The organism is Candidatus Buchananbacteria bacterium, assembly GCA_013359225.1.
Lineage (GTDB): Bacteria > Patescibacteriota > Patescibacteriia > Buchananbacterales > UBA6539 > JABWCG01.
Window position 1 is genome coordinate 39671 of the sequence record JABWCG010000003.1, and the last position, 25684, is coordinate 65354.

The 25684-nt window shown below is 44.4% G+C and carries 29 protein-coding genes and 1 tRNA gene; 24 read left to right on the forward strand and 6 right to left on the reverse strand.

Annotated features, from left to right (window positions below; all coding sequences use genetic code 11):
• The first annotated feature begins 124 nt into the window (after positions 1–124).
• The gene (locus HUU49_04250; protein NUM25798.1) at positions 125–2350 is read left to right on the forward strand and encodes a hypothetical protein; all 2226 of its coding nucleotides are present in this window, start codon (positions 125–127) and stop codon (positions 2348–2350) included.
• A 97-nt stretch (positions 2351–2447) separates the two neighbouring features.
• Positions 2448–2522 (forward strand) — tRNA-Glu (locus HUU49_04255).
• Between the two features lie 43 nt (positions 2523–2565).
• On the opposite strand, the gene HUU49_04260 is transcribed toward HUU49_04255, so the two are convergent.
• The gene (locus HUU49_04260) at positions 2566–3516 is read right to left on the reverse strand and encodes a ring-cleaving dioxygenase (protein NUM25799.1); all 951 of its coding nucleotides are present in this window, start codon (positions 3514–3516) and stop codon (positions 2566–2568) included.
• Positions 3517–3582: 66 nt separating this feature from the next.
• On the opposite strand from HUU49_04260, the gene HUU49_04265 reads away from it, so the two are divergent.
• The 14 genes from HUU49_04265 to HUU49_04330 all read left to right on the forward strand — a co-directional run bounded on the left by HUU49_04265 (position 3583) and on the right by HUU49_04330 (position 13862).
• The gene (locus tag HUU49_04265) at positions 3583–4221 is read left to right on the forward strand and encodes an alpha/beta hydrolase (GenBank protein ID NUM25800.1); all 639 of its coding nucleotides are present in this window, start codon (positions 3583–3585) and stop codon (positions 4219–4221) included.
• The gene (locus HUU49_04270) at positions 4218–5459 is read left to right on the forward strand and encodes an NAD(P)/FAD-dependent oxidoreductase (protein NUM25801.1); all 1242 of its coding nucleotides are present in this window, start codon (positions 4218–4220) and stop codon (positions 5457–5459) included. The genes HUU49_04265 and HUU49_04270 overlap by 4 nt, the downstream gene beginning before the upstream one ends.
• Before the next feature lie 70 nt (positions 5460–5529).
• The gene (locus tag HUU49_04275; protein ID NUM25802.1) at positions 5530–5976 is read left to right on the forward strand and encodes a hypothetical protein; all 447 of its coding nucleotides are present in this window, start codon (positions 5530–5532) and stop codon (positions 5974–5976) included.
• Positions 5977–6255: 279 nt separating this feature from the next.
• Positions 6256–6681 (forward strand): hypothetical protein, encoded by a 426-nt coding sequence (locus HUU49_04280; GenBank protein NUM25803.1) that lies wholly within the window; start codon positions 6256–6258, stop codon positions 6679–6681.
• A 135-nt stretch (positions 6682–6816) separates the two neighbouring features.
• On the forward strand, positions 6817–7116 hold the full coding sequence (locus tag HUU49_04285; protein NUM25804.1) for an AtpZ/AtpI family protein: 300 nt from the start codon (positions 6817–6819) through the stop codon (positions 7114–7116).
• Positions 7094–8002 carry a F0F1 ATP synthase subunit A gene (locus tag HUU49_04290; protein NUM25805.1) on the forward strand — a complete coding sequence of 303 codons (909 nt, stop codon included), beginning with the start codon at positions 7094–7096 and terminating at the stop codon, positions 8000–8002. The genes HUU49_04285 and HUU49_04290 overlap by 23 nt, the downstream gene beginning before the upstream one ends.
• Positions 8003–8071: 69 nt before the next feature.
• Positions 8072–8287 (forward strand): ATP synthase F0 subunit C, encoded by a 216-nt coding sequence (locus HUU49_04295; protein ID NUM25806.1) that lies wholly within the window; start codon positions 8072–8074, stop codon positions 8285–8287.
• Positions 8288–8296: 9 nt separating this feature from the next.
• Positions 8297–8800 (forward strand): F0F1 ATP synthase subunit B, encoded by a 504-nt coding sequence (atpF, locus tag HUU49_04300; protein ID NUM25807.1) that lies wholly within the window; start codon positions 8297–8299, stop codon positions 8798–8800.
• Positions 8797–9210 (forward strand): ATP synthase F1 subunit delta, encoded by a 414-nt coding sequence (atpH, locus tag HUU49_04305; GenBank protein NUM25808.1) that lies wholly within the window; start codon positions 8797–8799, stop codon positions 9208–9210. The genes atpF and atpH overlap by 4 nt, the downstream gene beginning before the upstream one ends.
• A complete protein-coding gene (locus HUU49_04310; GenBank protein ID NUM25809.1) occupies positions 9197–10708 on the forward strand; it encodes a F0F1 ATP synthase subunit alpha in 1512 nt (503 codons plus the stop codon). Before atpH ends, HUU49_04310 begins: the two co-directional genes overlap by 14 nt.
• 3 nt (positions 10709–10711) lie before the next feature.
• Entirely contained in the window at positions 10712–11629 is a 918-nt protein-coding gene (gene atpG, locus HUU49_04315; protein NUM25810.1) for an ATP synthase F1 subunit gamma, read from the forward strand.
• 6 nt (positions 11630–11635) lie between these two features.
• Positions 11636–13003 carry a F0F1 ATP synthase subunit beta gene (gene atpD, locus HUU49_04320; protein ID NUM25811.1) on the forward strand — a complete coding sequence of 456 codons (1368 nt, stop codon included), beginning with the start codon at positions 11636–11638 and terminating at the stop codon, positions 13001–13003.
• A gap of 3 nt (positions 13004–13006) precedes the next feature.
• Positions 13007–13438: an ATP synthase F1 subunit epsilon gene (gene atpC / locus HUU49_04325; GenBank protein ID NUM25812.1), complete on the forward strand. Its 432-nt coding sequence runs from the start codon at positions 13007–13009 to the stop codon at positions 13436–13438.
• 4 nt (positions 13439–13442) lie between these two features.
• Complete coding sequence (locus HUU49_04330) at positions 13443–13862, forward strand: hypothetical protein (protein ID NUM25813.1); 420 nt, start codon at positions 13443–13445, stop codon at positions 13860–13862.
• A 100-nt stretch (positions 13863–13962) separates the two neighbouring features.
• On the opposite strand, the gene HUU49_04335 is transcribed toward HUU49_04330, so the two are convergent.
• Positions 13963–14259: a hypothetical protein gene (locus HUU49_04335; protein ID NUM25814.1), complete on the reverse strand. Its 297-nt coding sequence runs from the start codon at positions 14257–14259 to the stop codon at positions 13963–13965.
• A 361-nt stretch (positions 14260–14620) separates the two neighbouring features.
• On the opposite strand from HUU49_04335, the gene HUU49_04340 reads away from it, so the two are divergent.
• From HUU49_04340 to HUU49_04355, 4 genes are all read left to right on the forward strand, one after another.
• A complete protein-coding gene (locus HUU49_04340) occupies positions 14621–15133 on the forward strand; it encodes a peptidylprolyl isomerase (GenBank protein NUM25815.1) in 513 nt (170 codons plus the stop codon).
• Positions 15134–15300: 167 nt separating this feature from the next.
• The gene (locus HUU49_04345) at positions 15301–15495 is read left to right on the forward strand and encodes a cold shock domain-containing protein (GenBank protein ID NUM25816.1); all 195 of its coding nucleotides are present in this window, start codon (positions 15301–15303) and stop codon (positions 15493–15495) included.
• 62 nt (positions 15496–15557) lie between these two features.
• The gene (locus HUU49_04350; GenBank protein ID NUM25817.1) at positions 15558–16322 is read left to right on the forward strand and encodes an inositol monophosphatase; all 765 of its coding nucleotides are present in this window, start codon (positions 15558–15560) and stop codon (positions 16320–16322) included.
• A 3-nt stretch (positions 16323–16325) separates the two neighbouring features.
• The gene (locus tag HUU49_04355; protein NUM25818.1) at positions 16326–16958 is read left to right on the forward strand and encodes a TIGR01906 family membrane protein; all 633 of its coding nucleotides are present in this window, start codon (positions 16326–16328) and stop codon (positions 16956–16958) included.
• Positions 16959–16969: 11 nt separating this feature from the next.
• On the opposite strand, the gene HUU49_04360 is transcribed toward HUU49_04355, so the two are convergent.
• The 4 genes from HUU49_04360 to HUU49_04375 all read right to left on the reverse strand — a co-directional run bounded on the left by HUU49_04360 (position 16970) and on the right by HUU49_04375 (position 20811).
• Entirely contained in the window at positions 16970–17692 is a 723-nt protein-coding gene (locus tag HUU49_04360) for a hypothetical protein (GenBank protein ID NUM25819.1), read from the reverse strand.
• Between the two features lie 38 nt (positions 17693–17730).
• The gene (locus HUU49_04365) at positions 17731–18642 is read right to left on the reverse strand and encodes a VWA domain-containing protein (protein NUM25820.1); all 912 of its coding nucleotides are present in this window, start codon (positions 18640–18642) and stop codon (positions 17731–17733) included.
• 187 nt (positions 18643–18829) lie between these two features.
• Complete coding sequence (locus tag HUU49_04370; GenBank protein NUM25821.1) at positions 18830–19972, reverse strand: AAA family ATPase; 1143 nt, start codon at positions 19970–19972, stop codon at positions 18830–18832.
• Between the two features lie 113 nt (positions 19973–20085).
• Positions 20086–20811, reverse strand: a complete 726-nt coding sequence (locus tag HUU49_04375; protein NUM25822.1) for a hypothetical protein — start codon at positions 20809–20811, stop codon at positions 20086–20088.
• A 504-nt stretch (positions 20812–21315) separates the two neighbouring features.
• Between HUU49_04375 and HUU49_04380 the strand changes: the two genes are divergently transcribed.
• The 4 genes from HUU49_04380 to HUU49_04395 are packed head-to-tail and all read left to right on the forward strand — an operon-like array spanning position 21316 to position 25665.
• On the forward strand, positions 21316–21588 hold the full coding sequence (locus HUU49_04380) for a metal-sensing transcriptional repressor (GenBank protein NUM25823.1): 273 nt from the start codon (positions 21316–21318) through the stop codon (positions 21586–21588).
• A gap of 13 nt (positions 21589–21601) precedes the next feature.
• Positions 21602–23044, forward strand: a complete 1443-nt coding sequence (locus HUU49_04385; protein NUM25824.1) for a sulfite exporter TauE/SafE family protein — start codon at positions 21602–21604, stop codon at positions 23042–23044.
• Positions 23045–23048: 4 nt separating this feature from the next.
• On the forward strand, positions 23049–23270 hold the full coding sequence (locus tag HUU49_04390) for a hypothetical protein (protein ID NUM25825.1): 222 nt from the start codon (positions 23049–23051) through the stop codon (positions 23268–23270).
• 10 nt (positions 23271–23280) lie between these two features.
• Complete coding sequence (locus HUU49_04395) at positions 23281–25665, forward strand: copper-translocating P-type ATPase (GenBank protein ID NUM25826.1); 2385 nt, start codon at positions 23281–23283, stop codon at positions 25663–25665.
• Positions 25666–25684: the final 19 nt, after the last annotated feature.

Here is a 25684-nt window from a genome sequence, read left to right on the forward strand (position 1 = left end):
ACTTCTCCTTACCGTCGCACGTTACATAACGTATCCGACGGTTTTTTATTTAACCAAATGCCTAAACTATTGACAAAATTCTAACTATATGATATAATCATTTATTAGAAAAATAAGCCAAACTATGAATTTAAAAAATCATAACAATTTGCTAATTTTAGCCAAAAAGTTAGTTATTATTCAACTACTTATTGCTGTATTTGCCTCAATTTTATTGCCGTCTGGACCAGTTTTAGCGCAAGAACCGCTGACTATTTCTAATATTGAGGTGGTACAAAACGATAAAACTGCCACCATTTCCTGGCGCACTAACCGCGCTGCGTATGGCAAAATTCAGTGGGGTATTACCACCAATAACTATAAGTGGAGCCTCCAAAGTGGTAAAAAAGACGTTGTCCAGTCTATGACTATCACCGGACTTTTTTCTGAGACTAACTATTACTTCCGTATTACCGCTTGGGATGATACCACCGAAGTCACCTCTTTTGAACAGACTTTCCAAACTAAAAAATTAAGTGATAACAAGGCACCGACAATTTCCAATGTGACGGTTGCTTACTTAACCGGTAGAACCGCAACAATCCAGTGGGAGACCGATGAGCCGGCAACGACCGAAGTTGAATATGGCTTGACTTCCGGACCGTATAACCAAAACAAGGGGGACGGCGCTCTTAAAAGAATTCATGATATCACTTTAACCGGTCTGCTTGATGGGTCACACTATCACTTCCGGGTCAAATCAAAAGATAAAGATAATAATGTCACCACTTGGTATGACATGACATTCCAAACTAAGCTGACCGAAAAAACTGACAAAGACGCTTTAATTATCTACGACATTAAACCAGCTGCCGAAAATGACGTAAGCATTACCCAAACTACTGCTGTTATTTCCTGGCGCACTAATAAATTAGCAGAAGGCTGGGTTCGTTACGGTACAACCAGCAATTTAGGAACAACGGTTTCAACCAACCCGCCACGCGATTTCACCCACACTATCACCTTAGCCGGATTAACGGCGGGGCGTACCTATTATTTTGAAATCCAGGTTCGTGATGTCTTGGGCAAAGAAATTAAAACCGAAAAATATACCTTCACAACCAAATCAACTCCGCAGTACCAAACAACCAATCAGCCCGGAACCATCGGTTCGGGTTCTGTACTTGGTGCTACCGCTTGTAATATTGATTTCAAAACTGATCTTGGTTTCTTCGGCGCTTACTACAACCTGCCGGAAGGTCACCCTGACGTTGGTCTGCCACTTGGTGGCTGGTCAAAAGTTGGCCGCGAAAATGATTGGTATAGTTCACAATATTTTTCCATGAACCGTGTTGACGGTAATCTGGTTTTTGGTACCAACTTCTTCCCGTTAAACGAGGGCAAGCCAGGAGACCCAAACTACTTTGCTGTTAACTGGCGTGCCATTATTTCCGTGCCACAGGACGGTTACTACAACTACGAAATTAGTTCAGACGACGACTCTTGGTTATTCATTGACGACGAATTAACTTCAAACTTAAACGGTATTCACCCGGCCAAGCCGGAAACCAGACAAGTATACTTAACAGCTGGTTACCACAAACTTGAAATCTTTTATGCCGACCGCGCTAAGCGTAATGCTTGGTTTGAGTTCAAGCCGGATAACCGCCTGAAATTTCATCCGTTACCAACCAGTTGTGAAATTGAAGACGTCTTAGACTACAATAATTCGGGAGTCGGCGGAGGCGCTACCACTTCAACTGGTTCAACCGGCCAAGTCCTAGGTGTTAAAACCACATCAGGAGCAACTACAACTTCAGTTAGTCCGTATGTCTGTAATCCAAACTTAGGCTACACTAAATTCAAGGCTTTATACAAAACCGCCGACAGTCCGGACATCTGGGCAATTCTTGAAACCGGCCAAAAACACTATATCACCAGCCCGGAAGCATTCAACAAATACCAGTGCGATTGGTCAAAAGTCAAAACTGTTTCAAAATCTTACCTAAACAGTTTTCCGAATGCTAACCTGGTTCGCACGCCACAGGACCCAACTGTTTATCATTTATTCCAACGCGCTGATGTGAAGTGGTTAAAAATCAACATTCCGTCACCAACTGTCTTTGTTAGCTATCCGAATAACTACTGGGGCAACGTTGCTCGTATTGATATTCTCGACATTCAATCATATCCGGATGTTAAGCTCATCAGTGTTAAAAATGACCCTAAAGTATACTTGATTGAAAACGGTAAGCGCCGCTGGATTCCAACCGCCGCCGTGTTTGAGAAATATAACTATGAATGGGCTGAAGTGGTTGAATTAAATCAAATTCACTTAGATTACTACGAAGAAGGCGCAACCTTAAACTAACTGACATAAAATCTTGACTAAACCCCAAGACTAAGATATAGTAGTTTACGTACAATTTAACTTAAATCCCGCCAAGCGTGCGGGATTTAAGTTTCTCGCCGCCATCGTCTAGTGGTTAGGACATCAGGTTTTCATCCTGGTAACCGGAGTTCGATTCTCCGTGGCGGTACCAGAAAAAATCTCCGACTTGTCGGAGGTTTTTTCTTTAATTTTTTTTATAATGGCTTCAGTCCCGCTTCAATCTGATTCCGCCGCGGTTCCAAAAATGGCGGCAAGGCCAAAGTCTCTCCTAATTTTTCGACTGACTCGTCAGCACTAAATCCTGGCTCGTCAGTAGCCAGTTCAAATAAAATACCGTAGGAAATACGAAAGTATACTGATTTAAAATAAAACCGATCAACCACTCCAGAGTTAGACCAACGAAATTCAGATAAACGCTGCAGCCATTGCTTTTGATTTTGCTCATCACCAATACGAAACGCCACGTGATGAACACCACCGGCGCCAACCAGACCAAAATTTCCCCGACGCTCAACCACGTGAACTTCCTTGCCTGGGCCGCCACCATCAAGAGAAAACACGACAACACTTTCTTCAGCGCGATCAAGACTAGGATAGCTGTCTTCCTTTTTAAAATTTAATAACTGAGTTAAAACCGGCTCCAAATCAGTCAAGGATGGCGTCGCCAATTGTACGGCGTAAAATCCCCGCAGGGCATGTTCGGCCGGCACGTCCGTTTTAGTCCACGGCGTCCCAGCAAACGGCAAGCCGTTGTCATTAACCAGCGCTAATTTTTGTCCTTCTGGATCAAGAAAAAATAAAGCCTCACGACTACCAAGTTGGTGGATACCAAAATGCTCAACGCTATATTTTTCCAAACGCTCAATCCAAAAATTAAGCGCTTCTTTGCTAGCCACTCGAAACATTGTCCTAATAATGCCATCATTAGTTTCGCTATTTGGTCCAGCCTGCGGCCAATCAAAAAAAGTCATGTCCGTGCCAGGCGTTCCTTTGGCATCGGCGTAAAAAAGGTGGTACGCCGTCACATCGTCTTGATTAACGGTTTTTTTAACCAACCGTAAACCCAACACTTCTGTATAGAATGAAAGGTTCTTTTTAATTTGGCCAGTGACAGCAGTAACATGATGAAGTCCTAATAATTGCATAAAAATAGATAATTATATACGATTGATACAGTTCAGCCATTATAACTTGATTATCAATTTTCATCAATGAGCACCTCGGCCACTTTACTAGAAAATTATTTCCATCTTTTTATACCAGGTTCGTCCAATGCCGCCGAGACTCTATTTTTATTACACGGCACTGGTGGCGACGAATATTCATTGCTTGATATTGCTAAAATGCTCATGCCACAAGCCAACATCTTAAGTGTCCGTGGCAACGTTCTTGAAGGTACCTATAACCGTTTTTTTCAACGATACGCCGACGGTACTTTTAACCAAGCTGATTTAAAACGACAAACCCAAGCACTCAAAAATTTTATTATCACCGCCGCCAAACACTATCAACTTAATCAAACTAAAATTTGCGCCATTGGTTATTCTAATGGTGCTAACATCACCGCCAACCTACTATTAACGTCACCCCAGACTATCACAACTGCTATTTTGTTTCGACCAACTTTGCCGGCTAAACCAGCCATCAGTCCAAACCTTCAAACAACCAAGGTTTTGATTGTTAGTGGCACTAACGACCAGCTAGTTCAGCCGGAATTAGCAACCGAATTATCAACTCTTCTTAAAAATGCCGAAGCTAATGTTAAGCTTGTTTGGCGCGAGGCTGGTCACCAGCTCGATTACCAAGATATTGATATCGCTCACCAATGGCTAACCGAAACCGTCTTATGAAAAATAATATTTACGATGTAATCGTCATCGGTGGAGGAGCCTCCGGCATGATGGCCGCTGGACGAGCGGCTGAACGCGGCAAACGCGTTTTGCTTTTGGAAAAAAATAAAACCCTTGGTGAAAAGCTAAAGATCACTGGTGGTGGCCGATGTAACATCGCCAACGCCGAAGAATCGGTCCAACTGCTTTTAGGTCATTATGGCGCCGCCAAGCAATTTCTCTTTTCCTCATTTTCTCAGTTCGGCGTGTCAGATACGTTCACGTTTTTTGAATCAAAGGGCTTACCCTTAGTAATTCAGGAGCGCCAGCGCGTATTTCCCAAAACCGAAAAAGCGGCTGATGTTTTAAAAGTATTAGAGCAATATCTCAAACAACACAACGTTGAAATAAAAACTAATGTCCGGGTCAATGAGATTGTTGGCGTCAACGGAAAAATTAAAAACATTATCGCCGACAAAAAAATTCTTCAAGCCAATTCCTACATCGTCGCCACCGGCGGCAAATCGCATCCCGAAACCGGTTCTACCGGCGACGGTTTCAAATGGCTGGCCAGCCTTGGCCACACGGTCACGCAACCAACACCAAGCATCGTACCATTGGCAGTTGATGACAGCTGGGTTAAAAAACTCGCCGGCGTGACATTGCCTGAAATGAAAATCACTTTTTTTCTTAATGACAAAAAAAGTTTTAGTCTCAAGGGACCGCTACTTTTTACCCATTTTGGTTTATCAGGTCCGCTTATTTTAAACGCCGCTAAAAAAGTCGCTGATTTGCTGCATGCCGGACAAGTTACTGCCACAATCGATATTCATCCGACAAGCGACTTGGGCAGTTTTGATAAACAGATAATAAAAATTTTTGATGATAATAAAAATAAAACGTTAAAAAATGTTTTTAAAGAAATCACTCCTGCTGGCACCGCTGGCGTTATTTTATCACTAATAAAAAATGTTGATTCAGAAACAAAAGTACACAGCATTACTAAAGATCAGCGCAGACAAATTGTTTATTTATTAAAAAATTTACCAGTCACCATTAAGGGTTTAATGGGAGATGACCGGGCCGTCATTAGCGACGGCGGTGTTTCGCTCAAAGAAATTGATGCTAAAACCATGCAATCAAAACTCTATTCCAATCTCTTTGTCACTGGTGATTTACTCCACATCAGCCGGCCGTCAGGCGGCTACTCATTGCAACTTTGTTGGACTACTGGCCACATTGCCGGATCATATTGTTAAACCGGTTTGACAGCCGGCGCTCGCTTGGTTAGGATAACCATACTTTTGGACAACCACGGGAGGTACCTTTATGCCAAAAGCCCTGACCAGCACCTTGAAATTTCTTTTTGCCCGAGGCACCGAAGCCGATGCCGTTACCAAGGCAAACGAATACTGTAAAATGACGCCCTGTCATCGCGTCAAATACCACAAAATGCCAAAAACTGGCGGCGAAGAATCAATCACCCGGCTTTCGCGGGAACTGGCCGCCGGTGGCAGGGGAGCAGTCCCTAATGCCGGGGACATTTGGCTCGCTGTTGTCGAGCAAAAAATACCCTCAACGGCCGAAGTTAATGTCGGTCAAGAAACCATTCAAACCCATGAAGTCAAAGTGACTGACGGCAACTTCGACAACCTGGAACGCCTGGTCAACGAATTTGCCCGCGATCACATTGTCATCAAACACGACCTATTGTGGGACCGCGAAAATCCCAAAACCTGGATTGTCATGATCACCTATGCTGTAAAGTATCAATGACGAATGCTCATTGCCGTTTTGTTGAAACCTAGCACCAACTGGGTTTTATTTTTTTAGCGCAATCTTCGTTTTTTTGGGCTTTTTTTGATATTTATCAATAAAATGGCGTTTGGACCATTGACAAAATGAAAAATGGGCATATAATGCATTAATTGTCAATGAGCAAACCCTGCTCCTTGATAGTAAAGGCTTTCAGGCTTTTTTAGTTTTCGTTCATTAGTCACAATACCGCAACCGCAGAAGGAAGGAACCATTATGCCAGATAGCACCACTGCTAGTTTGGTAATCCGATGCATGGATCGCCGCATCGGAAGCCGCAAGTTTGCTGATCTGTTGGATCGGTTCGAAATTTGCCAAGAAGGCGAATATGACCTCGTGTCAGTGGCCGGTGCGGCCAAAGACATCCTGTCAGATCAGGAGGGAGAACAGGAATACCTGTTCAAACAGATCGCTCGTTCCGTAAAGTTGCACGGTACCACTCGGATATTCTTGTTCTTTCACCAGGAATGCGGTGCCTACGGCATCACTGATCATAGCCTGGAGGAAATGAAACAAGAACAAGACATCGCCGAAATCATCGGCAAAATCAAGAGCAGATTCCCGGACCTTACAGTCTACGGGTATATCATGACCGGCTTAAACGACCCGGAGCTCGACCTTAAGCCGACCACCCCCCTCAACATAGGCAAAAAAAGCCTAATTTAAGCCAATATTTGGCAACACGGCCCTATCCTCAATATGGGGCTTTTTCTTTATTTTTTATTTTTTTTGACCCTTGACAAAGAGCTAAAAATTTGTATACTTTAGATAATTTTTTAAAAATAGCGAATTTTAACCCATATGCCTGAACCAAGGCAGGAAAAATGGTGGCAAGAGGGCCTGGGGCTCGCTATGGAACTAACTGGCTGGCTGATTATACCAGTTCTAGGGGCGCTCATTTTGGGCAAATGGCTGGATCAGCGCTATGACAGCGCACCATGGCTGTTCCTGCTTTGCACCGCTATAGCGTTTATTATCACCTGTTGTGGTATCATTTATAAAGCAGCTACCTGGATGCGAGAAATCAGCACCGATCAAAATAAACAAAATAATAATTTAGAGGCAAAGAGCAAGATTAATGACTCAGACAAACGAAGCTAAAACTGAAGTGGCTAAAGACATTCTTGGCCAGACCGAAGGGCAGGAGACAACCTCCCAAAGCTCCGAAGTCAAACATGAATCCACCCTGTTCGCCGAACCGGTTTTTCATTTTGGGCAGTTTGCGATTACTAACGCCCTGTTGACTTCCTGGCTGGCGGTACTTATCATTATTGTTCTTTCAGTCATGGTCCGAAAAAAAATTGCATCCGTACCGCGTGGCATTCAAAACTATGCCGAATCAGTCCTTGAGGGTGCCATTAATTTAGCCAACTCTGTTACTGGGTCGTCAGAAAAATCTTTAAAATTTCTACCAATTGTTTTCCCGCTCTTCATATTTATCCTTATTAATAACTGGCTAGGCCTGCTACCCGGTGTTGGGTCAATTGGTTTTATTGAAAGCCACGGGGGCGAATCAATATTTGTGCCACTTCTGCGCGGCGGTACTGCTGATTTAAATTTAACTTTGGCGCTTGCCCTAATGGCTGTTATTGCCACTCACATTTTTGGGGTCATCACGGCTAACGCCTGGGGTCATCTTAATCGATTCATCAATATCAAGGTACTACTAGAAATTCCTAAAAAAATTTTTGTTGAAAAAGAATACACAGCCATTTTGGTCAACCCGATAAAATTTTTTGTCGGTTTGATTGAGGCGGTTGGGGAATTAGCAAAAGTCGCTTCGTTGTCATTTCGATTGTTCGGCAACATTTTTGCCGGCGAGGTCTTACTGGCAGCGATGAGTGCAATTTTTGCTTTCATCTTGCCGTTGCCCTTTATGTTCTTGGAAATCATTGTCGGCATTATCCAAGCGTTAATATTCGCTATTCTGACGCTGGTATTTTTGACCGTCATGACCAGCGACCACGAACACGAAGAGGCGCATTAATTTAACTAACTAATTAATAATTAATAACGCGAAAAAAACACGTTTCTTTCGCACAATAAGGAAAAAATTATGGATTTAACATTTTTAGCCAAAGCCCTTGCTATCGGACTCGGATCATTCGGTCCAGCTTTCGCTATTGGTATTATTGGCGCCAAAGCCATGGAAGCAATTGGTCGCAACCCAGAATCAGCCCAAAAAATCTTGGTGCCGATGTTGTTGGCCGCTGCTTTTGCTGAAGCTATCGCCATCTACGCTTTAATCATCGCTTTCTCAATCAGCGCTTAATAAAAAAATATGGCCGAAATAATCAGCACGTTTCACATCGATTGGAAAATTATTATTGCCCAACTTGTTAATTTCGCCTTGGTTGTTGGCGTGCTGTGGTTTTTCGCTTTCAAACCTCTGGCAAAAACGATGAATGAACGCACCGCCAAAATTGAGCAGGGTTTGCGTAATGCCCAGGCCGTTGAACAACAGCTTAAAGAAGCCGAACGTGAGTATCAGGTTGTAGTAACGCGCGCCAAGAAAGAAGCGGAAGGTATCATTATAAGCGCCCGTGAAATGGCTGAAACTCAACGAAACGAAACATTGACTAAAACCAAAACTGAGGCGGCAAAAATAATTGAAACCGCCAAAGGTCAACTCGCAGCGCAAAAACAACAGATGGTCAATGACGCTCGAACTGAATTGGCGGAAATCGTCGCCCTGGCTTCTGAAAAAATCATTGCGCAAAAACTAACTGATAAAAGCAACTTGGAACTCATTGAAAAAACAATTAAAGGAGTAAAGGTATCATGAGAATCTCCGACAAAAAATACGCTCGCGCCTTGTATGAAGCAACGGAAAAAATCTCTGGCGTCAAACGCGATGCGGTGGTGAAAAAATTTGTTGCTGTGTTGGCCAGACACCACGCTTTGTCGCGAATCGAAAACATCATCAATGAATATCAGCGGTATGCGATCGAGCAGCAGGGGCAGCTAAGCGTCACAGCCACATTTGCCAAAAAAATATCAAAGGCGGAAAACGAAAAATTAATTACCAAATTAAATAAAATGCTGCAGCGCAAGGTTATCCTAGAAACCGCCATCGACAGCACACTTATCGGCGGCAGCATAATCAAATATGGTGATACAGTAGTTGACGGCAGCGTCAAACGAGCAATCGCCGATTTAAAACAATCAATGGTACAAATCTATGCAAAAAAATAACAGCGATTACATAATTGACAGTTTGCGCCGACAACTGACGGATTTCCAACCTGAGGTCAAAACCGAACGAGTCGGTACCGTGGTCGAAATCGGTGACGGCGTAGCAAAGATGACCGGGCTTTCACAAGTAATGGCCATGGAGATGCTTGAATTCCCTCACGGGATTATGGGCGTCACCCTCAACCTAGAAGAGGATTTGGTTGGTGCCGTGATATTTGGTGAATTTAATGAAATTAAAGAAGGGGATACTGTCAAAGGCACCGGTACCGTTTTGTCAGTCCCAGTTGGCGAACAGTTAATCGGCCGAGTTGTTGATTCGCTTGGCGTACCTCGCGACGGCAAAGGACCGATTAACACCACAAAGCGCTACCCTATTGAAAAAATTGCGCCACGCGTTATTGAACGACAGCCGGTAAACACTCCGCTGCAAACCGGCATTAAAGCCATCGACTCAATGATCCCAATTGGCCGCGGCCAACGTGAATTGATTATTGGTGACCGCCAAACCGGTAAAACGGCTGTTGCCATTGATACTATCATCAACCAAAAAGGTAAAGACGTAATTTGTATCTACGTCGCTATTTCTCAAAAACAATCAAATGTCGCCCGCGTTATCGCGAAACTTGAAGAACACGGCGCTATGGACTACACCACCATCGTTGTAGCCTCTGCTTCTGATCCGGCTTCAATGGCGTTTATCGCACCATACAGCGGCTGCGCGATCGGCGAATACTTCACCGATAACGGCAAAGATGTTTTGGTAATCTATGACGACTTAACCAAACAAGCTGCAGCCTATCGACAGGTATCACTCCTACTTCGCCGCCCACCCGGACGCGAGGCTTTTCCAGGAGACATTTTCTATCTACATTCCCGACTACTTGAACGCGCCTGCCGACTCAGCGATGAAAAAGGCGGCGGTTCTCTAACCGCTTTGCCAATCATTGAAACGCAAGCCGGAGATATTTCAGCCTACATCCCAACCAACGTCATTTCTATTACTGACGGCCAAATCTTTTTAGAGTCTGATCTGTTCTATCAAGGTATCAGACCGGCTGTCAACGTTGGCTTATCCGTCTCACGTGTCGGTTCGGCCGCGCAAACCAAGGCAATGAAAAAAGTTGCCGGCAAGTTGCGCTTAAGCCTCGCTCAGTATCGTGACTTGGCCGCTTTCGCGCAATTTGGTTCCGATCTTGATAAAGCCACCCAAGAACAAATCAACCGAGGAGCACGCATCACTGAAATCTTGAAACAGTACCAGTACGAGCCAATGTCTAACGAACACCAGGTTGCTATTTTGTATGCTGCAATCAACGGCTACGTTGACGACATTACTGTTGAAAAGATGCGGGAATTTGAGGCTCATTTGCATCGCTACCTCGACATTCATGGCAAAGATGTTTTAAGCGCCGTTGCCAAAACGGGCGAACTCAATGAAGCAAACGAAGCCAAATTGAAATCATTAATTCAAGAGAGTAAAAAAGTATTTACTGTTTAACCAATGGCACTGCTAACCAGAAAAATTAAACGTCAGATTCAATCCGTTAAAAACACTCAAAAGATTACCAAGGCAATGGAGTTGGTATCGGGTGCGAAGATGCGCAAAGCTGTTAATGCGGTATTAACCTCCCGGCCATATTCCAACTTAGCCTGGCAAACTGTTGCCACGCTTTCCAACACCGTTGATCGTGAACTGCATGCTTTGTTGTTTGATCGGCAGACTGCAAAAAAAATTGGCGTGGTTTTAATCAGCGCTAACCGCGGTCTCTGTGGCGTTTTTAACCAGCAAATTGCCCGTGAAGCACTTCGGTTTGTTCAACAGGAGCAGCAGACACCCGACGTTGAAAAAATTGAATTTATCACACTCGGTCATAAAGGCGCCCAAATCATTGCCAAATCAGGCAACGTCATTGCATCAGATTTCACTAAGCCCGACGTGGTCACCGATATTAGTGAGATTTCTTCCGTTGCCAAAATGATCGTCCAACAGTACATCGACGGTGACTACGACAAAGTTGTACTAGTCTATACCGATTTTATTAATTCCCTCAAACAACGCCCGGAAATAAAACAATTATTACCAATTAAACAAAACGACAATTCTGGTCTAGGTAAAGTTGGTCAAGACGAGGAGCCGGCGTCCGCCAAAAAAGATGTCACTGAATATTTGTTTGAACCGTCAGCCGATTTTGTCTTGTCTCATTTTCTGCCACGATTGATTGAGGTTCAAATCTACCAAGCAATTTTAGAATCAAACGCGTCAGAGCATAGTGCTCGAATGGTTGCTATGAAAAATGCTTCGGACGCGGCCAGCGATTTAATTAACGAATTAACATTAAGTTTTAACAAAGCTCGCCAAGCGGGAATCACTCAGGAAATCAGTGAAATCTCGGTTAGTAAGGCGGCATTAGAAGGATAAACGAATATGTCTCAAGGAACAATCAAACAAGTAATCGGACCGGTGGTTGACGTGGCGTTTGACGACACCTTGCCGCAGATCTATCACGCCCTGGAAGTTAGCACCGGCAGTGACACTTTGGTGTTAGAGGTTCAGCAACACTTGACCGGCAACGTTGCGCGCACTGTGGCCCTAGGTACTACCGATGGTCTGCGTCGCGGTATGGCCGTAGTTAATACCGGCGCACCGATCATGATCCCGGTCGGCGACAATACTCTAGGCCGCATGTTCGACGTCTTAGGCAAGCCACTTGATGGTAAAGCAGCCACAACTGGCAAACAGTACCCGATTCACCGACCAGCCCCAGCCCTGACCGATCAATCAAACTCCGTTGAAATTTTTGAAACTGGTATTAAAGTTATCGATTTAATTTGTCCATTTGCCAAAGGTGGTAAAGTCGGACTTTTCGGCGGTGCCGGCGTCGGTAAAACCGTTGTTATTCAAGAATTGATCCATAACATCGCCACCAAACACGGCGGCTACTCAGTTTTTGGCGGCGTCGGTGAACGAACCCGCGAAGGTAACGACTTATACTTAGACATGAAAAATAGCGGCGTGCTTGAAAATACCGCTCTCGTTTTTGGTCAGATGAACGAACCACCAGGATCTCGCTTGCGCGTTGGTTTAACTGCTTTAACGATGGCGGAATATTTCCGCGACGAAAAAGGTAAAGATGTATTGTTATTTATCGACAATATTTTCCGATTTGCCCAAGCCGGTTCTGAAGTGTCGGCCCTGCTTGGACGCATCCCTTCGGCCGTCGGCTACCAGCCAACCCTAGCAAGCGAAATGGGAGAATTGCAAGAACGAATTACTTCAACCAAAAAAGGTTCTGTCACCTCCGTTCAGGCAGTCTATGTCCCGGCCGACGACTTAACCGACCCGGCGCCAGCGACCACCTTTACCCACCTAGACTCAACTGTCGTGTTATCCCGCGGTTTATCGGAATTGGGAATCTACCCCGCCGTTGATCCGCTCGATTCAACTTCCACCATCCTAGATCCGCTCATTGTCGGCCAAGAACACTATGATACCGCCCGTCAGGTACAAAAAGTACTCCAGCGCTATAAAGAATTGCAGGATATTATTGCCATTTTAGGAATGGAAGAATTATCCGACGCAGACAAACAAACCGTTAACCGCGCGCGACGCATTCAGCGCTTCTTATCACAGCCATTCTCAGTCGCCGAAGGTTTTACCGGCAGCCCTGGAAAATATGTACCATTAGCCGACACCATCCGAAGCTTCAAAGCAATATTAAACGGCGACTACGACAACGTCCCAGAACAAAACTTCTACATGAAAGGTAGCATTGACGACGTCGAACGCTCATAACTTATGGCTAAACTGCAAATCGAAATCATTACTCCCGAAAAAATAATTTATTCGGGGTCTGCCGATCAAATCACTCTGCCAACTGCTGCCGGACAGATTACGGTTTTGCCGTTGCATCAGCCTTTAATTAGCGCATTGACCGCCGGAGAAATTATCATTAAAGAAAATAATAATGAAATTTTCATGGCCGTTTCCACCGGCTTAATCCAGGTTCATCCCGATCAGGTGCGCATCTTAACTGACACCGCTGAACGCGTCGAAGATATTGACGAAGCGCGCGCTCAAGAAGCGCACCAACGCGCTCAAGAACTGATGGCCGAGAAAAAAGACACCGTTGATTACACTCAGCTTTCCGCCAAAATCGAAAAAGAACTAGCCCGCCTACGCGTAGCTAAACGCCGACGGCATATTAATCAACCTCATATTGAAAATTAATTTTATGTCTAAACATTCTTGCGCTTCTTTAGTCTTGCGATGTATTGATTTTCGCATTCCACCAAAAAATTTATCTGAATTGCTAAACACAGCCGGTCTCTGTCACGATGGTGATTATGACTTAGTATCTGTTGCCGGGGCCGGCAAAGATTTGCTATCAGCAAATGAAGCTGAAAAAGAATTCATCTTAAAACAAATCAGAATTTCCAAAAAGCTTCATGAAATAAAAAATATTTATATCTTGATGCACGATAACTGCGGCGCCTATGGTATTGCCGATGCTGTTCAAGAAGAAAAAACACAATCTGAACATCTCCAAATCATCCGCGAACAACTAATCAAAGAATTTCCCGACATCAAAATCAAAGGGTTAATTGTTACTGGCGTTCCCTCTGGATCGCTTGGTCTTAAAACTATTCTCTAGTCCAAAATCTTATTCAAAAATCCCGCTAGTTAGCGGGGTTTTGGTATTAAAAAATAAGCAGTTTTACGAGATGCTTAAGCTCGGTAACGCAGAAGGCGCGCTATTCAATGCGTCCTTCGTCGGCGCGGCTGGTGTGCTTGGGGTTGAGGCACGATTCTTCGTGCACCACGCCACACACGGCGCGACGTTCTTCAGGAGTTGCGCGCACCCACCAGTTGCCACCACGCCACAAGGCGTAGGTGAAAAGTCCGAGGGGGATGGTGAGCATCCCCGGTATGTGTTCGTTAGGGTTAACCCCTTGAATGAATATGACGTACAGGTCGTACGCCAGAAACATCACGAACAGAAGGCCTAGAATCACCACCTCAACGAAAAAATGCGGTTTTTCGATCTTCACGACAACACTCCTTAACTTTTAGTGTGCTTTGATTTATTTCTTGAGCAGGCATACATATCCTACTAAGAAATTATATAATACCATATATTTAATAAATAGTCAATAGTTACAAGAAAAAATAGCTATAATTAGTAATAAAATTAAGTGATGTCGCCGAAAAAATATTTTTTTGCTATAATCATAACCATCACTAAAAAATAACCAAAATCAATACTTTATGAAAAAATATTTGCTGCTGTTAGCCCTTCTAGCCTTATCAGCCGGTTGCCAAAAAACTAATACCGCCGCCGATAGCTACAGCCAAACCAACACCAACGCGCCTAAAACTCAAAACATAATTAATAATAATGACACCACTTCAATGACTGATACTACGACCGTCGACTTGGAAAATGTTTCCCAGGCCGTCATTAAAACTAATCTAGGGGATATCACGGTTGAATTCTATAAAACTGATTCGCCCAATACCGTCAAAAACTTCGTTAAATTAGCAACCTCAGGTTATTACGACGGTGTTAAATTCCATCGCGTAATTAAGGACTTTATGATCCAAGCCGGTGATCCACTAAGCAAAGACGACTCTATGAAATTACGCTGGGGGACTGGCGGTCCAGGTTACTATTTTGATGATGAAATTAACACCCATAAGCTGGTTAAAGGTTCACTGGCCATGGCTAACGCCGGACCAAATACCAACGGTAGTCAGTTTTTTATTGTCACCGCTGACGCCACTCCATGGCTCGATGGTAAACATACTAACTTTGGCCGAGTTACTAGTGGGCTCGACGTTGTGGAAAAAATTGGTAATGTCGAAACTGGTGCTGCTGATCGCCCGGTTGAAGCCGTTATTATTGAATCAATTGAAATTAAATAAACTCCCGCCAGGCCTTGACTTTAATGACAATAGGTAGTAGAGTGTAAAAAGTTGTTAATGGTATTAAATAACATTAAAATCGTTAACAAATGGCATAGTTTAAGAGTAGAAATAAAGTCGAATTTCTGCCACAAGCTATAGCACTAATCAACTTTATTTCTACAATCATGCAAGGAACAATCAAAAAATTGACTGACAAGCATTTTGGTTTTATCAGTCAAGACGGCGGAAAAGATTTATTCTTCCACGCCAATGAGCTTGATGGCGTTAGTTTCAGTGATCTACGAGAAGGCGACACCGTTACTTTCGAAGTAACTGAAGGTCCAAAAGGTCCAGCCGCTACTCAAGTCAAAAGAGCCTAACCATTCAATTCAACTTGAAACAAAAAATCGCCCGAAAGGCGATTTTTTGATATAGTAAATTTATGAGCTTAAAAACGACTGCCATTATTGCTGCTAAAAAAGCTGGCAAGGAATTGCTAAAACTTTCTGATGAAAAAATAAAATACCGGCTGAAAAAGAAACATGATATTTTAGCCGAAGCTGATTTAAAATCAGAAAAAATTATTATTAATGAAATCCGAAAGCATTACCCGGCCCACAGCATTCTTTCCGAAGAGATGGGTCAAGATTTGAATACTTCAAACTACCTCTGGGTGATTGACCCAGTTGATGGAACGATTAATTTTTCCCGGCAGCTTAATGACTACTGCATTTCCATTGCCGTTGCTAAAAAAAATGAGCTGATCCTAGGGTTAATTTATAACCCAGTGACACAAGAAATGTTTATCGCTGAAAAAAATAAAGGCGCTTTCTTAAATGGCAAAAAATTAAAAGTCTCAAACGAAAACAAAACAATCAACATGCTATTGGCAACTGACAATTCTTCCAACCCGCAAATTAGAAAAAATAATTATCGCATCCTGCAAAAAGTCTGTACTGATTTTCGACATATCAGAATTTTTGGTAGTGGCGCGCTCCATCTAGCCAAAGTCGCCTCTGGCAAAATTGACGCTTACTATAAAACAAAATTTAATTATTGGGATTATGCAGCCGGAGTTTTACTGGTTCAAGAAGCAGGTGGCAAAGCAACCGATTTAAATGGTAATAATATTACTACCAAATCAAAAAGCATTATCGCCTCCAACGGCAAAATCCATCAACAAATTATTAGGATATTAAAAAAATAATTCATGCTAATAGTCAAAATTTTAGTAATCACCACTTTTATCACCTTTATTTTATTAGCCAGCATTGATGCCTCAATATTTGATAGCCGTTGGTACGAAAAACAGTTCACTAAAAATAATATTTACCAAACCTTAGACGCCAAGCGGGTTACTGACCAAACCGAGAATTTGTTTAGTTATCTTAAAAATGAAAATTCACTTGATTCACAGTATTACACCAATCGCGAAGTTACTCATCTGACCGATATTAAAAACATCATTAACATTCTACAAATTACAACCTTTATCAGTTTAGCCGGACTGGTCAGCGGCCTTTTACTAATTTACCAACGCGAAAAAAAAGCTGCTTTAATTAAAATCTTATCCATCGCGGCAGTGACGGCAATCGTCTTTTATACTTCGCTTGGCCTCCTTATTACTTACAATTTTGACCAATTTTTTTCAATCCTCCATCAGTTATCTTTTAGAAATGATTTTTGGTTACTTGATCCAACTACCGAGAACCTGATTAATATCTTTCCACCAAACCTATTTGCGGCACTCGGTTCAACGATTATTGCAAAAGCAATTTTGGCATCACTTATCACTTTGATTCTCGCTCGACTTTGGCTCCTGAAATCAAATAAAAAAGGTTGAGTAACTCTTCGTTAATCAACCTCAATCACTTTCCTCCAGGTCGAATCTGCCTCGACCCTTTTTTCAAATTGTCTAGCATACCGTTCATGGTAGCAAATGTGATATGCCACAATCGTAGTCAGTATCCGCCAAATGGTAAACAGGCGGGTAATGACACGGCCAAAGACCGCATAAAACCCAACCACCGTCACGATTGCCAAGCCCCAGCCAAACACGCTGCCAAGCCAATGGCTTGAACCAAGTATGTTTGGCAAAAGTACTGCTGTGACAAACTGAGCGGCGATAAAGTACGCCACTAACACCAGCAACGCCCCCAGACCAAGAAAGCCAAAGTGCAAGAGCAGCTTTTCTACTCTCGGAATCCAACCCATGCGCTTTTCAAGCTGCCAATGGCCACCTTCGTGCGCCAACACTCGTGTTACTTCATCGTCAAAGTGTTGTTTGGCCTCTTCGTAGGTTGGCGGCCGATGCTTATCCTGCGAAAACAGGAAAATCTCAAGCACGTCAATCGTGATGCTCATTGTCTGAGCATTGAACTGTCCCAGAGTACCGTCAACCGGTCCCATGGTAAACTCGACTTCAGGCTCATGCTCCGGCGCTACGATGTTATGTTCCGCGTTCACTCGGCGAATCAGTTCGCAAAAAAGCGATTTGTCAAACCGAAATCGGGGAACAAACATCGACGAAATCATCAGCCGAAACAAGCGCTGCAAATCCTTAACCGACGGGGTCATTCGCTACTCCTTTTTCGGTAGTTACCTAAATCGCCGTCTCAATAAGACACAAGCGATTCATCCAAGATTTCATGATATCGCCACGAAACAGCGCGCAGGTCAGGACGTTGTTGTCCTAAAACAACAGTATGGAGTTTTGCTCCTAGCTTGGCGAGCGATGACACCACCCATTCAACATCAAAACCCTCAGTACCGTCCGTCACCAAAAGGATTTTAATGTCATCAAGCCCAAGCTCTTTCAGCAGTTCGAAGCAAGCACGAAATGCTAGATCAATATGTGTCCCACCGTTGTGGTAAACAATTGATCCAAGCGCTCGTTGCAGTTCTTCCAGCTTCGCCCGGCCGCTTGCCTGATGTGGACAATCAGCCTGATCGGAAAAGGTAATCAGCGCATAATCAGCGTCGTGATCAATACACTTACCAACCAAGCGCTCGCTTAAGCGCCGCGCCCAGCGACTTCGGTTATACTCTTTCATGCTGCCGGAGCAATCCAGCACCTCAATCACTGCCTTGCCGGCTGGTTCTTCAACCACGGTTTCTGCCAGATGCTCCACCACGCTTAATTGCCCGGTGGCTGCCTTGGCAAAAAAAGTCTCATCTTCTAGAGCATGTTCGCTTCGAAGAATGCGGGGGATTTCACTAAATCCCATCATCGGCCGAACATTGATATCATCAGCCGGAATTTCCGACGGCTGCAACTCCACATGAGTTTTGCCACCGTGAGAAAATTCAATCTCCGACACGATACGCTCAATCAACTTGTTAGGATCCTGCGGCCTCACTGCTTCACGCGATTCGGCAGCCTGCTTGTCGGCGCCATTGCCTGGCTCATCACCCGACTCAGCAGGCGGCTGCGGACCCTGATCGTCCGACCGAAATGATTGCCGTAAATGCTTCATCAGCTGCCAGGCGATATACGCCGCGCCAGCCAACAATCCTCCACCAATCACAAAAGGTAGCATCGGGCTTCACCTCCCTTGGTTTTTATAGCTCAAAAGCTTTCACCCTAATTGACAAAGATCCTTTGAACATTCAATCAACAGGATTGACTGCTCAAACATCTTAATCAAAAAATAGGCGATGAGTGGTTTGATATTGTCCAAACCACTCATCGAACACGAATCCTTCCTCTCGTACTTAGCTGTGCAACCCGGCCTCAGCCAATGCCCGCTGGCGTAACTGCTCAATCATCTCTGAAACCTTCGTCGCTGCACGCTCCTTGAATTCGGCGACGTCGTCATTCTCCGGAACAACGTCACCCAGTGACTGCTGCAGCACTTTCAGATCACCAACGGCGAGTTTGACATCGCCGTGCAGGTCAACCCGATCGGCTTGCTCCATAATGGAGTTGATCGCTACCTTTTGAGCATGATCAAGTTGTTGCATTTTTTCGGCGTGGATTTCCTCTATTTTGCCTTCAGCAATCTCACGCCACAGATCGTGCTCTTCCGGCGTGGAGCCAAGCGCATCAGCAACGTTGAGTAAATCGCTTGGTTCAACGTACAGCCGACCGTCAAGCACTGCCGACACTTCCAGCATCTGTGAAGCAATCGCGATTCGCCGGTCGGACACTTCCGGCAAAATCACCTTCCAGTCGTTAGACTTGATCGCTTCGCGACGACGCTCGCGATATTCTCGCGCCGCCTGGGCATACTTGATCATAATCAATTCGTCACGAATAAGCGTTGGCGGCGCCACCACTAGCTCGGACAGATTGTGAATCAGGTCCAGAGGGATTCGGTCTTTGACATCAACCCCCTGGCAATTCTGAAAACTACGAACCATCCGAAAAAGTTCGTCATCGGTCTCCAGATACTTAACCTCGGTGATGAAGAGCAGTCGGTCCAACACGGCCCAGGCGTATGAATTCTTCTTGAGAAATTCGCCCGGGTGCTTGTTGGTGTCGCAAAAGACCGTCACCAATGGCATATCAACAATCTGCGTACCGCGGCGTAACCGTCGCTCGTTTAGCGACGACAACAGCGACCGCAAGAGCGGCATGCTGCCGTCCAAAAACTCACCCAGACGCGCCAAATCCGCCTCGGGCAACATCCCTTCGGTGCGGTGTTCAAGGATTCCGTCTTCCTTCATTTTGCGGATGTCATACGGACCAAAAACGGCATCGTCACCCATGAACATCGCTAGCTCAATGTGGAACTTTTCCGCGTCATAAATGCCTTCGTAGACCCGATCGCACACGGCCGTTTTAGCCGTACCCGGATCGCCGAATACCAACAAGTGCTGACGTTGCACCATCGCCCAACGTAACAGGCGCAACAAGCCTTCACGGTGGATGAACCCACCGTTAAACTGCTCAAAGTACCGGTTGTACTGTGCCGCAGCAATCTTCAATTCATCAGGGGTCAAGCGTTTTCCCATCGGTACGTTTCTCCTTACCGGTTATAGATCAGATACGCCAACCAAGCGATGCCGGTGGCAATGAATATCAGCGCTCCCAAAATGCACATGACGAAACGTCTCGTCCATGCTTCAAGTTTGGGATCAGTGTGGCCCTTCATTAGGTAGCCGGTCAAAGCGTCAATTAAGCGCCGACCAAGCCAGATGATTAGCCGTAGGGCGCAAAATATCAACACCCCAACGACAAAAAAACAAACCAACATCAGGATCATTGCTACCGGGTATGAAAACCGCGGTGTTACATATGATCCAGACAGCACTTTGATTCTAGTAGTACCATCCGGCGCTTTCACCACCGAATATACCAATGGCTCACGCCACTCAATCAGGGGATAGGAGACAATAAACCGGATCGGCGCTCCCCGAACCAACGGCTCTGGTAGCCTGACCGAAACACTTGTTTGCCACCACCACGGCCCCACCGCCCAGTTGTCGTCAACCAAGCCGACAAGTTTGTGACGGTAAACCATATGGTTGAAATACACCTCTTCCCAGTCAACATAGTGAGCCGCGACTGCCGCGGGGTATTCCAAACTACGGTATGGACCAACATATGACTGGTCAAAAACCTGCCGGATCAAATGCAATTCCTGCACCTGATCGCTGTCGCTTACGCTCGAAACCAAGACCTTGCCAGTCTGGTCTTGCGCACTGGCAATGCCAAAGACTGCCAAACAAAAAATCATCGCTAAGTGCTTCATCGTAGACTCTCCCTCATGTTTGAGTTTGGATTCGTATAGTCAACAAACCTCGTTGCTTTTAGACGCGTCAAAAACACGTTAAAAGACCTTATAATATATAAAAAAAATAGCATTTTGTCAAGGTGACACTATCTCATTTGACACTATCTTATACATCAGGTAATATATCCCCATAGGGGGGATATATACTATGAACAAAAATTCCATCCAATCAACAGCCGCCAAACTCTTACTCACTATTATGGTGTCATTCATCATTAGTGCTTTCTTTTTAGCAGCACTAACAATAACGCCCGTCACTTATTCAGGGCACGACCAGTGCTTTAATAGTCAATGCGGACCGATTCAACACTTATTCCACGATTTCGTTATGTTGCCAGCGTTACTTACTAAAAACCTAATGCTAATTATCATTTGCTTTATCATTTTATTCACCCCAATAGCAGTGGCGACAACACCAAAAAGCCCACCGCCAAGATTTACTTTAATAAACAACTAAACAATATGGATAAACGACATAAAACAACAACCAAAGATCGCGCTTTGCATCGAGTCCGAATTATTCAAGGCCATCTGACATCAATTGAAAAAATGCTAGAAGAAAATCGCTACTGTGTTGACATTGTTCATCAATCACGAGCGATTCAAAAAGCCCTAAAACAACTTGATATCCTTATTATTGAAAACCATCTCAAGGGTTGCGTCATTAATCAGATCAAAGGCGGTCAAGAACAAAAAACCACCAGTGAATTACTCAGACTCTTTGAGTACAAATAAATAACTACAATCTATGTCCCAACATCATACTGAAGAAAACTTCAAACAGCACACATTTTACGTTGCCGGCATGCACTGTGCCAGCTGTGAAGTTTTAATTGAAAAAAAACTCCTCAAACAACCGGGCGTGGTATTCGCCAACGCCTCGTTAAAAGATGCTCAGGTTATCGTCAAAACTAATCCGGACACCCGCCTTAATCTAGCCGACCTCAACCGTGACATTGAACCGCTAGGCTACCAGCTTAAAACTTCACCGGTTGCCAAAGAAGTAACCAGCCTGTTTTATAAAAATAATTCAGGCAGCCTAACGTTAAACAAAAAAAGGTTTCACCAGCTCCTTAAAAGCGTGCTACTGGCATTATCATTTTTGGCAGTCTTTTTTGTTATTGAGCGTTTCCAGTTTGGCCGATTTGTTTCTGTCGATGCCACATCAACCTACTCTGCCTTCTTCCTGCTCGGCTTGGTCGCCGGCGTCTCCAGCTGTGCGGCACTGATCGGGGGACTGCTTTTGTCCCTTATCAAACACTGGAACGAGGTCTACATTGACGCCGAAAAAACATCGCAAAAAGCAACACCACACCTATTGTTTCACACCGGCCGAATGGCGTCGTTCTTTGTGCTTGGAGGCGTATTAGGAATAATCGGCGACGCCATCACTTGGAATAACACCACCACCTATGCGCTGCTGACTATTGCCGTTTCGTTACTGATGATTATCTTGGCGTTTCAAATGCTTGGCGCTTCTTGGGCAACCAAACTAGCGCCGCGATTACCAAAATTTATCACGCGCGTTGCCACCAATGAACAATCGTTTCAGGGAAAATTCATGCCGTTTGTCACTGGTGCGCTGACATTCTTTCTGCCGTGTGGTTTTACCCTCATCGCGCAGGGAGTGGCGCTCGCCACTGGCAGTTTTATGTCCGGAGCATTAATAATGACATTTTTTGCCTTTGGTACTCTGCCAATGCTAACAGCAATCAGTCTTACCGGGCTTACCTTCACCAGCCGACCCCATCTAACCGCCAAGTTCTCATACGTAGCCGGGGTTATTATTATCTTTTTTGCGCTCTACAACATCAACGGTCAATTTAACGTTCTGGGGCTACCGAGCTTAAGCGACATAACTGTTTTGTCGAGTAAAAATGCCACCAACGATATGGCTGGTACGCCATACGCTGGCAGTGAAGAACAAATTATCTCGCTTGTTGCCAAAGGCTTTAGCTACACACCAACCAGCCCGACATCACTCAAGGCAGGCATACCAACTAAACTCGTAGTGGATAATCAAGGAATTCAAGGCTGTGGCACCTACATGGCCTCCCGCGGGCTGATCAATGGTTTTGTCGCTCTAGAAAAAGGCGAAAATATTATTGACGTTGGTTCGCCAAAGCCCGGAACATACAAAATTACCTGCTCAATGGGCATGGTGCCGCCGGTAACAATCACTATTAAATAATCACATGGATAAAAAACTACTCATTAAAGGGATGCATTGTGACGCCTGCCTTAATTTGATCAAAATGGAGCTGGCTGATGCCGGATTAGAAAACAACATTAAAGAAATAAAATTACTCGACGGCCAGCAGCGAGGTTTTGTAACGCTGACTAATCCTTCTGAAGCAAAAATTATTCAGGCAATCACAGCTATCAATGCACTTGGACCATACCAGGTTGAAATTTAACTGATCTAATATGATAACTAAAAAAATATTTCCGATTGTCGGAATGCATTGCGCTTCCTGCAAAATACTAATCGAAAAAATGGTCAAAAAATTAGATGGCGTCTCTGACGTTCAGGTTAACTATGCCACCGAAAAAATGACCGTAACCTACGACGAAAAAAAAATCGGCTCAGCCGACCTTTCGTCCGCCGTCAGCAAAGCCGGAAGCTATAGGCTAATTACCAATCAAGCCGGTGAAACTGTTTTAGCGTCACCGCCAGAAGCCAAAAAAATCACTCGTCACCATCACCAAGCATCGTCTACGGCCGGACACCACGATCACGCCTCAGCGCTAAAGAAAGAAGCCTACCTTAAACTTAAGAAAAAAGTCATCATGGTTGGCATTGGTTCAGTGCCATTCTTCTTAATGATGATTAATACTGTTTTGGCGTCGTTTGGCTTAATGATGGTCGGCGAACAATTCGGGTTCATTAAAATTGAAGCATTAAACTATAGGCTTAACCTATTTTTCTTGCTGCAATTTTTGATCGCCACGCCTATTATTTTCATCGGCGGCCAGCAATTCTTCCAAAGCGCTTGGCAGGCCTTAAAAGCCAAAGCGGCTAATATGGATACCTTAATTGCGCTTGGTACCTTCACGGCCTGGCTCTTCTCAACGTTGGTTACGTTTACGCCTCAATTTTTTGGATCGCTTAAAACTGACGTCTTTTTTGAAGCGGCGGTTTTTATTACCTTCTTTATTCTGATTGGACGACTCCTTGAAGCCAGGGCCAAAGGTCAAGCTAACGACGCTATTAAAAAACTGTTTGCCCTTCAGGCTAAAGAAGCAACTGTCATACGTCACAATCAGGAAATTAAAATCTCCATTGATCAAGTAGTTACTGGCGACATTATCATCGTAAAGCCCGGAGAAAAAATTCCGGTTGATGGCACCATCGTTAACGGTGCCAGCACGATTGATGAATCAATGGTCACTGGCGAATCGTTACCGGTTGAAAAAACGGTCGGCGACCAAGTCATTGGTTCAACCATCAACAAAACCGGAGCTTTTACTTTTGAGGCAAAAAAAGTCGGGTCCGAAACCCTGCTGGCGCAAATCATTAAAATGGTTGAAGAAGCTCAGGGCACGACCGCGCCAATTCAAAAGTTAGCCGACGCCATTTCAGGTATCTTTGTGCCAATTGTAGTTGTGATTGCCGTTATTGCCTTTTTATTTTGGCTATTTATTGCCCCGACGATTGGCTTAATTGGCACTGATGTGTCAGTGCTGCAGTTAGCTGTCTACATTGCAACAACCATATTGATTATTGCCTGCCCATGTGCGCTGGGGCTTGCGACCCCAACTGCCGTTATGGTTGGCACCGGTCAAGCAGCGAGGCGCGGCATCTTAATCAAGGATGCCGCCGCTCTTGAGGGGGCTCAACAAATCAAAACCATTGTATTTGATAAAACTGGAACTCTAACTAAAGGCATTCCCGAGGTAACTGATTTTGTCTTAACCGGCACCATTGATGAAAAAACCGTCCTGTCGTATGCCTATGCCCTGGAAAAAAATTCTGAACACCCTTTGTCTGACGCCATTACCAAATTTGCAACAAAATTCAAAAACAATGATACGGCCACAGCTTTTAAAGCCATTGAAGGTCGAGGTGTTGAAGGCGTTGTTAACAACCAAAACATAACGATTGGCAACCAACGACTGCTAAACGAAAAACATATTACCATTGATCAAACAACCCTCAACCGGGTTGAGCAACTCAGCCGTCAAGGTAAATCAATCGCTTATATGGTAATTGCTGATTCATTAGTTGCCTTTTTCGGCCTCGCTGACGTTATTAAAGATGAATCCGTTCAAGCCATCAAAAATCTCCAGGCCATGGGCATTACAGTTATTATGTTAAGCGGCGACAATCAAAAAACCGCTGACGCTATTGCCCAAAAACTCGGCATCAACCAAGTTATTGCCGAGGTAATGCCTCAAGACAAAGCACAAATTATCAAGGAGCTGCAAAGTAAGTTAACCAACAAAGGGTACGTTGCCATGGTGGGGGACGGCATTAACGATGCACCAGCCCTGGCTCAGGCTAATATCGGCATTGCTATGGGGACCGGCACCGACGTGGCAATTGAAACTGGTGATATTGTTCTGGTTAAGGGTACGCTCGACAAAGTGGTAGAGGCAATAAAAATGTCACGCTCGACACTAAAGATCATCAAACAAAACCTATTTTGGGCGTTTGGGTATAATATTGTGGCCATCCCAGTAGCCGCCGGCATACTCTATCCATTTCTTGGAATTTTACTTTCGCCAATCATTGCCAGTGCCGCCATGGCATTTAGTTCAATTTCCGTCGTACTAAACAGTATCCGTTTAAAGGCAATTAAACTTAAATAGCAATCTAACTAAAAAATAA